Origin of the sequence: Frankia sp. AgB1.9 (genome assembly GCF_016786355.1) — a bacterium.
GTDB lineage: Bacteria > Actinomycetota > Actinomycetes > Frankiales > Frankiaceae > Pseudofrankia.
The window spans coordinates 1-7,269 of the sequence record NZ_JADWYX010000226.1; the positions used below are offsets into that span (position 1 = coordinate 1).

Genomic DNA, 7,269 nt, shown 5'->3' on the forward strand with positions numbered 1-7,269 from the left:
CCGCCCGGCCACCAGCATCTGCCCGGCCAGCAGCAGCTACCGCCCAGCCAGTCGGGTCCGCGGCCGGCGGCGGCCCGGGGGGGGGGGCCCCCCCCCCCCCGCGGCCCCCCCCCCCCCGCCACCCCGAGTGCCCGACCCGCCCACCACCCGACCGCCCGACCCGCCCGCCGGCCCGCCCCCGACGCCTGGGCGCCGCCGCCGGGCCACCCGCCGGCACCCGGGTAGGCAATACGCTGGACCGCGTGACCGTCGTGAAGATCAATGCCATCGAGGTTCCCGAGGGCGCCGGCCCCGAGCTGGAGAAGCGGTTCGCCAACCGCCTGCACGCGGTGGACGGGCAGCCCGGCTTCGTCTCGTTCGAGCTGCTCCGGCCGGTCAAGGGCGACAACCGGTACTTCGTCGTGACGCACTGGGACACCGAGGAGTCGTTCCAGGCCTGGCTGACCGGGCCGGCGATGGAGGCGCACTCCGGGGAGCGCGCGCGCCCGGTGGCGTCCGGCTCGTCGCTGCTGGAGTTCGAGGTCGTCCAGCGCTCGGTCGCGGGCGGCTCCTGACACCAGCGGGCGCCAACGCACGCAGGCAGGCGTCGAGGCGCCCCCGGCGAGCAGGTCGGGCTGGCTGAGTGGTGCGGCGCTCGATGGCGGGCGGCTCCTGAGCCCGCCGCGTCCTCAGCCGGCGGGCGGCTCGTGACCCCGGCGCGTCCTCAGCCGGCGGGCGTCAACGCCCGCAGGTAGGCGTCGAGGCGCCCGGCGAGCAGGTCGGGCTGGCTGAGCGGCAGCAGGTGGCCGCCCGGCAGGTCGTCGACCTCGACGCCCGGGCCGAGCCGGTCGCGCACCACCCGGCGCTGGAAGGACAGCGGGAAGAACCGGTCGTCGCTGCCCTGCAGGAACCGGGTCGGCACGTCGGGCCAGCCCGCCAGCGGCCACGGCTGCGCGCACATCACCGCGGACGGCCCGGCCGGCGGCGGACCGGCCAGCGCCTCGTCGGTGATCTCGTCAGGGACGTCGTGGAAGAACTCGTCCCGCAGGTCGAAAGACTCGCCGCCGGTCGCCACCCGGCCCGCCTCGGCGGCGGCCGCGGCCCGTGCCTCGCCGTGGCCGACGGCGCCCCACCACGCGTCCACCGACTCGCCGGGCGTCGGCACCATCGCGTTGAGCAGGACGAGCAGGTCCACCGGGACCCGCTCGCAGACCAGCGGCGCGACGAAGCCGCCGAGCGACAGCCCGACGACCACGACCCGGCCCGGTTCGGCTGACGGAGCCGAGGCGCGCAACGCGGCGACGGCGGCGTCGGCGTGGGCCGCCAGCCCGGCCAGCGGGTCGGCGGGATAGTCGACGGCGACGGCGGCGTGGCCGAGCGCCCGCAGCCGCGGCACCAGCCGTTGCCAGGTCCAGGCCCGGCCGTCGGCGCCTGGGATGAGTACGAAGGTCGTGGTCATCGTCGCTGATCCTTCCACCTCGTCCGGCGGCCAGCCGCCCGCGCGCGGGTCCCGAGGCAAAGTCGTGTGCCGCGGCCACTGTCGTCAAAGGACTGACGCCGCGTCCGCGGTGTTATGGGGTCAAAGGGGGCAGACCGGCGCGGAGTGGGCGAGTCATCGCTCTCCTGACAGCCGACCCGGGCAGGTGCGCGCATGAAACGAGCGGTGAGGGCGACGATCGTCGCGCTGGGCGTGACGCTGGCCGTCGCGGGATGCGACGCGGTCAGCGCGGGCCCCGAGCACTCCGGCACGGGTACCCCGACGCCACCCACGACCTCGACGGCCAGCCCGGCCGGGCCGTTCGCGCTGCCGGCGTCGGCCTGTGACCTCGTCCAGGCGTCCACGGTCGAGCAGGTCACCGGCCGATCCTCGGTGACCCTGACCGGAGCCAAAGCGGCGCCGCCCGGTTCCACCCGCGCCCTACTGACGTGCACCTTCAGCGACGGCGCCCTGCCCGTCGGGCTGCTGACGGTCGACTCCCGCCCCGCCGACGCGGGCAAGACCGCCGCACAGGAGCTCGACGGCTCGATCGCCGGCAGCCTCTACCGCTCGACCGACTCGCACGACGTCCCCGGCCTCGGCGACGCGGCGAAGTACGGCACCGCGCCCAGCGTCGACGGCCTGACCTACGCGACCGTCTGGACGGTCGAGCTACGCGGTGGCGGCGTCGGCGACCTGACCGTCACCCTCGCCTCCCGCGACCCGGCCGCCGCCCGCGAGGGCATCATCGGCGTCGCCAAGTCCGCCCTCGCCACCCTCGACCACCAGGGCGGCTGAGGCGTCGCCGGTGGCCGGCCGGGTCGCGATCACCTCGGCGCAGGCCGCGACGTAGGCCGCGACCAGGGGCCGTCGGTCGCCCCGGCGCCAGGCCAGGGCAAGATGGCTCGGCGGGCCGTCCAGGAGCGGGCGGGTGACGACGCCGGCGTGGGCGAGCAGCGGCGCGTTGCCGGCCGCGACCAGGACGATGCCGAGTCCCGCGAGCAGCGCCTCATAGGTCTCCTCCGTGCTGCGCACGACCGCGCCGACCCGCGGCGGCGCGGCGCGCAGCGCGGTGAGCAGCCAGTAGTCGCGCAGGCTGCCCGCTTCCTCGGGCAGCGCGAGGAACGGCAGGTCGACGATGTCGGCCAGCCGCAGCGCGGCCCGCGCTGCGGCCGGATGTCCCTCGGGCAGCGCGACCAGGATCGGCTCCTCGGCGACGACCAGGGTCTCGAAGTCCTCGGGCGCGGGCAGCGGCAGCCAGGCGAACGCGAGGTCGCAGGAGCCGTCGGCGAGTCCCGCTGTCGGGTCGTCCCACCGGGCCTGGCGCAGCTCGAACTCGGCCGCCGGGTGCCGGGCGCGCAACCGGGTCCGGATCGCCGGCAGCAGCCGGCGCCCCGGGCTGGTGCTCATCCCGACGACGAGCGTCGAGGACCGCGTCGCCTTGAACCGCGCCAGCTCCGCGCCCGCCGCGTCCCAGGCCGCGACGACACCCCGGGCATGCGGCAGCAGCACCGTGCCGGCGCCGGTGAGCCGCACCGAGCGCCGGTCACGCTCGAACAGCGTGACGCCCAACTGCCGCTCGAGCAGCCGGATCTGCTTGCTCAGCGCCGGCTGTGAGACGAACAGCCGCTCGGCGGCGCGGGTGAAGTGCAGGTCCTGGGCGACGGCGACGAAGTAGCGAAGGTCGCGGACGTGCGAGTCCATAACCATCGGTTATCACAGCGGGTCTTGGCCAGGCCACCCCGACCCGGGGCAGGCTCGGGACATGGACAAGGTCTGGATCATCACCGGCGCGAACAGCGGCTTCGGCCTCGCGCTGACCCGGGCGGCCATCGAGGCCGGTGACGTCGTCGTGGCCGCGGTGCGCCGCCCGCAGAGTCTGGCCGAGCTCGCGGCCCGGTACCCGGACCGGCTGGACGTCGTCGCGTTCGACGTGACCGACACGGCCCACGCGCAGGAGCTCGTCGACGACGTCGTCTCCCGGCACGGCCGGATCGACGTGCTGGTCAACAACGCCGGACGCACGCACCTCGGCGCCGCGGAGGAGACGACGGACGACGAGCTGCGCAGCCTGTTCGAGGTGCACGTCTTCGGGCCGGTGGCGCTCACCCGCGCGGTGCTGCCCTGGCTGCGCCGCCAGCGCCACGGCGTGGTCGTCCAGCTCAGCAGCATGGGCGGCCAGCTGTCGTTCGCGGGGTTCTCCGCCTACAGCGCGACGAAGTTCGCCCTCGAAGGCTGGTCGGAGGCCCTGGCCGACGAGGTGGCGCCGTTCGGGGTCGACGTGCTGATCGTCGAGCCGGGCGCGTTCCGCACCAGCCTGTTCGACCCGGCCAGCCGCACCGCGAGCCCGGACGGCGGCGCCTACGCCGACAGCGTCGGCGGCACCCGCGCGATGGTCGCCGGCGGCGACGGCACCCAGCCCGGTGATCCGGACCGGCTCGCCGGGCTCATCCTCAAGGTGCTCGACTCCGGCCGAGTGCCGCTGCGTCTGCCGGTTGGGTCGGACGCGGTGGACGCGGTTCTCGCACACCTCGACGCGGTCCGCGCCGACATCCACGCATGGGAGCCGGCGGCGCGCGACACCGCGTTCCGCTGATCACCGGGCCGGACGGGCCGTCGAGTGGGACGGGCCGTCCGGGCGAAGGTGGCGCAGCCGCTCGCCCAGACCGACCCGTCGTTGTCCTGAGCAACGCCCGCCGCCCGCGGAGCGGGGGGCGTCAGCCGACCGCCGCCGCAGATCCTCCGTGGTGAACCCAGCGGCCATGTCGGTTTCACCTTGATTGCCCTTCCGGCCCGGCCTCACGGGTGGCAGGCTGGCCGGGCTGCTCTGGATCCCGGTAGCGCATGAAGCAGCTGAGCCGCGTGCCGAAGGAGAGCAGCATGCAGTTCCCGTCGCCCGATACCCCCACGGCTTTAGTCGTCACCAGTCCGTGCGCCGATGAGTCTCCCGAGAATGCGCCACCACGGTCGGGCGTCATCACCATGAACGTCGTCTGGCTGACCGTTCTGACCGTGTTGGCGGCCGTCGCCGTCGCCCGGATCGCCTATCACGGGATCAGCGGGACGGTGCTGGCCTGGACGGTCGGCAGCTATGTCGTCACCGGCTTCGGCATCACGGTCGGATACCACCGTTACCTGACGCACGAGGGCTTCCGCTGCTCGCCGGTCCTGCGCGCCGTCCTGCTCTTCATCGGCGCGATGGCCATCGAGGGGACGCTGGAAAGCTGGCGCAGAACGCACCTGGCCCATCACGCACACACTGACGTACGGGATCTCGACCCACATACCCCGAACCAGTACGACGGATTCTGGCGCGGGCTGTGGCACGCGCACATGGGCTGGATGCTGGTGCATCAGCAGCTTCCCGCCCCCTTCGACCGGCCGGACGACGTCGATCGGCTGGTGGGGCTGCAGCGCCGCTACTACGTCGTGCCGGCCGTGCTGAGCTTCCTGATTCCGTGGGCGGCCACCGGCTGGCAGCTCGACGGGCTGCTCGTCGCCGGCTTTCTGCGGGTGTTCCTGCTGTTCCACTTCACCGCGTCGATCAACTCCGTCTGCCATGTCTGGGGCACCCGCGGCAGCGAGAAGCCGTCGGCGGTGCGCAGCGCCCGGCTGGCCCGCAACTTCGCCCTGACCGCGCTGCCCACCATGGGCGAGGGGTGGCACTGGCTGCACCACGTGATCCCGGGGTGCGTCGTGCACGGCTCGGGCCTGCGCCCCGATCCGACGAAATGGCTGATCTGGACGCTCGAACGGTCGGGCCTCGCCCAGGACGTCAAGTGGTACCGGAAGGAGCGGGCCCGGATTCTCGGCTACCGGCCCGCCCCGGCGGGCGGCGTCTCGGACCTGTGACGGACCCGATCGGGCCGGAGAAGGGCGCTCGGGCGCCGGCATGGCGACGGGCGGCCGGCACACCTTGAAGGTGCGCCGGCCGCCCGTGTCCGGGGGATTCCGTGGCGGCCGCTGGTCGAGCGCCGCCCGGTCGCCGATCGTTTCCCAGGGCCCGCGAGGGGCCCGCGATCCTCAGTGTGCTGTTACCGCAGGACGCGGCGCCGGCTGGCGGCCCGGTAGATCAGCAGGGCGACGATCGCGCCGATGATGGACCCGATGATGCCGGAGGGCTGGAACGCGCCCTCGCCGAGGTCCTTACCGAAGAGAACGTAACCCAGGAATCCGCCGATGAACGAACCGACGACACCGAGAACAATGGTGGCCGGAATGCTCATCGGGTCACGGCCGGGCACGAGAACACGCGCGACGGCGCCGGCGATGAGACCGAGCACGATCCAGGCGACGATAGTCCAGAGCACGATTTCCTCCTGGTGTGGAGAGTATTTTCGACGATCACCCGTCGTGTGTTGGGAGCTTTACCCCACCGGGCGCGCGGCTCAAACAAACAAGTTTGTGGTTCCAATCGCCGATACGGAACGAGATCAATCGGCTACCAGAAGTAGCCGTACGCGCCGTACGGAACTCGGCTCGGCTTCCTGTGAAGGCCGTCACCTGTTGGTCTGGAGCAAAGAGGGGCAGTGGTGAGGAGTCGCCCACGTGGGTAGATCTCGCCATGCTGGCCGCCACTCGACCCCTGGAGCCCCGCTCGTGCCCAGCCCTTCCGCCATGTCCCTGCCCGCGGCCGACTCGACGCCGGTGGTGCTCGTCGTCCTCGCCACGGCGGGAGCCGCCGGCTTCCTGCTGGCCTACGTGATCGACCGCCTCGTGCGGCGGGCCGAGCGCCGCTCCCCGATCGCCGCGGACGTGTCCCGGCGCGGCCGGCGGCCGCTGCGGATCACCGCCGTGCTGCTCGGCCTGCTCGTCGCGGCGAACGCGGCACCGCACCAGGACTGGACCCCGGCCCTCGTCCGGGTCCTGGGGCTCGCGCTGATCGCGGGGTTCGCCTGGCTGGCCACCGTCGCCGCGTTCGTGCTGGAGGATCTCGCGCTCGCCCGCTACCGGACCGACATCGCCGACAACCGGCACGCCCGCCGGGTCCGCACCCAGATCATCCTGCTGCGCCGGATCACCACCGCGATCGTCACGCTCATCGCGGTCGCGGCGATGCTGATGACGTTCCCGAGCGTGCGTGTCGCCGGGGCGAGCATCTTCGCGTCGGCCGGCGTGGTGGGCATCGTCGCCGGTCTCGCCGCGCAGACCTCGCTGGCCAACGTCTTCGCCGGCCTGCAGCTCGCGTTCACCGACGCGATCCGGGTCGACGACGTCGTGGTCGTCGAGCAGGAGTGGGGCCGCATCGAGGAGATCACGCTCACCTACGTCGTCGTCCACATCTGGGACGACCGCCGGATGATCCTGCCCTCGACGTACTTCACGACGACGCCGTTCCAGAACTGGACCCGCAAGGAGTCCGCCGTCCTCGGCGCCGTCGAGCTCGACCTCGACTGGTCGGTGCCGACCGAGGACCTGCGCACCGAGCTGCACGCGATCCTGGCCGACACCGACCTGTGGGACGGGCGGGTCGCTGTCCTGCAGGTGACCGACGCGGTCGCCGGCTACGTCCGGGTCCGCGTCCTGGTCAGCGGGAAGGACGGCCCGACGGTGTTCGACCTGCGCTGCCTGGTCCGCGAGGCGCTGGTCCGCTGGCTGCGGGAGCACAGCCCGGCGGCGCTGCCGCGGACCCGGATCGAGGCGCCCTACCCGGACCTGTTCACCAAGCCGGCCCCGTCCGGCCCCTGGCCGGTCGGCGACGAACCGAGCCGCCACACCAACGGCGACCGGCCAGCCGCCGGCCCCCCCCCCCCCCCCCGGCCCCCCCCCCCCCCCCCCCCCCCCCCCCCCCCCCCCCCCCCCCCCCCCCCCCC

The 7,269-nt window shown here is 73.7% G+C and carries 7 protein-coding genes; 4 read left to right on the plus strand and 3 right to left on the minus strand.

The genetic code is table 11. The features are described 5' to 3' along the window. Positions 1-242: 242 nt before the first annotated feature. Positions 243-554 carry an antibiotic biosynthesis monooxygenase gene (locus tag I6A60_RS40375; protein WP_203011945.1) on the plus strand — a complete coding sequence of 104 codons (312 nt, stop codon included), beginning with the start codon at positions 243-245 and terminating at the stop codon, positions 552-554. 149 nt (positions 555-703) lie between these two features. Here the strand turns inward: I6A60_RS40375 and I6A60_RS40380 are convergent, their stop codons facing one another. Then, positions 704-1,438 carry an alpha/beta fold hydrolase gene (locus I6A60_RS40380; RefSeq protein WP_203011944.1) on the minus strand — a complete coding sequence of 245 codons (735 nt, stop codon included), beginning with the start codon at positions 1,436-1,438 and terminating at the stop codon, positions 704-706. Positions 1,439-2,128: 690 nt separating this feature from the next. After that, complete coding sequence (locus tag I6A60_RS40390; RefSeq protein ID WP_374113348.1) at positions 2,129-3,160, minus strand: LysR family transcriptional regulator; 1,032 nt, start codon at positions 3,158-3,160, stop codon at positions 2,129-2,131. A 61-nt stretch (positions 3,161-3,221) separates the two neighbouring features. On the opposite strand from I6A60_RS40390, the gene I6A60_RS40395 reads away from it, so the two are divergent. Both I6A60_RS40395 and I6A60_RS40400 read left to right on the plus strand, forming a co-directional pair. Beyond that, a complete protein-coding gene (locus I6A60_RS40395; RefSeq protein WP_238437254.1) occupies positions 3,222-4,052 on the plus strand; it encodes an SDR family NAD(P)-dependent oxidoreductase in 831 nt (276 codons plus the stop codon). Positions 4,053-4,300: 248 nt separating this feature from the next. After that, entirely contained in the window at positions 4,301-5,308 is a 1,008-nt protein-coding gene (locus I6A60_RS40400; protein WP_238437255.1) for an acyl-CoA desaturase, read from the plus strand. Between the two features lie 182 nt (positions 5,309-5,490). Here the strand turns inward: I6A60_RS40400 and I6A60_RS40405 are convergent, their stop codons facing one another. Then, positions 5,491-5,766, minus strand: coding sequence for a GlsB/YeaQ/YmgE family stress response membrane protein (locus tag I6A60_RS40405; RefSeq protein WP_013423802.1), 276 nt, complete (start codon positions 5,764-5,766; stop codon positions 5,491-5,493). Between the two features lie 307 nt (positions 5,767-6,073). On the opposite strand from I6A60_RS40405, the gene I6A60_RS40410 reads away from it, so the two are divergent. Further along, on the plus strand, positions 6,074-7,269 hold a 1,196-nt coding region (locus I6A60_RS40410), incomplete at its 3' end, for a mechanosensitive ion channel family protein (RefSeq protein ID WP_238437256.1).